This is a genomic window from Companilactobacillus sp. FL22-3, from assembly GCF_054881455.1.
On the sequence record NZ_JBTYYZ010000038.1, the window covers coordinates 1 to 405 of the forward strand.

Here is a 405-nt window from a genome sequence, read left to right on the forward strand (position 1 = left end):
GCTTTTAGCCAAGCATTTTTCTGAATTTTTAAAGGTAAAGTCCGTAAATCATTAACCATACGTGATGGGGAAATTCCATGTCTAATCAATATGAAAAACTAGTCGAGAAGCAAGCGCGTTTAAAACAAAAAATTGAGCGGGAAGATTTTAAATTACGGCAATCTAAATACTATGAAAGCCGACAAGACCGCAAAGCACGTTCTCGCCAATTAATTCAAAAAGGGGCTTTGCTCGAAAAATACTTTCAAGCTAATAACCTCTCGGTCGAACAAACCGAAGAACTTTTAAAAATATTTGCTGACTATGTTAACGCCCATAAACCGGATAAATTAAAAAACGATCAACCTAATAACTAGGCCGATCGTTTTTATTTTCAGGATTGTTTTTTGGCTTAATTTCTGGATT

1 protein-coding gene is annotated in these 405 nt (G+C 35.1%); it reads left to right on the forward strand.

The genetic code is table 11. From position 1 onward, the window contains the following. Positions 1 to 77: 77 nt before the first annotated feature. On the forward strand, positions 78 to 356 hold the full coding sequence (locus tag ACYT32_RS12385; RefSeq protein ID WP_461793479.1) for a hypothetical protein: 279 nt from the start codon (positions 78 to 80) through the stop codon (positions 354 to 356). Positions 357 to 405: the final 49 nt, after the last annotated feature.

What these genes read in the sequence shown, in the direction of transcription:
- ACYT32_RS12385 (WP_461793479.1), top strand. Translation starts at nt 78, where the DNA reads ATGTCTAATCAATATGAAAAACTAGTCGAGAAGCAAGCGCGTTTAAAA.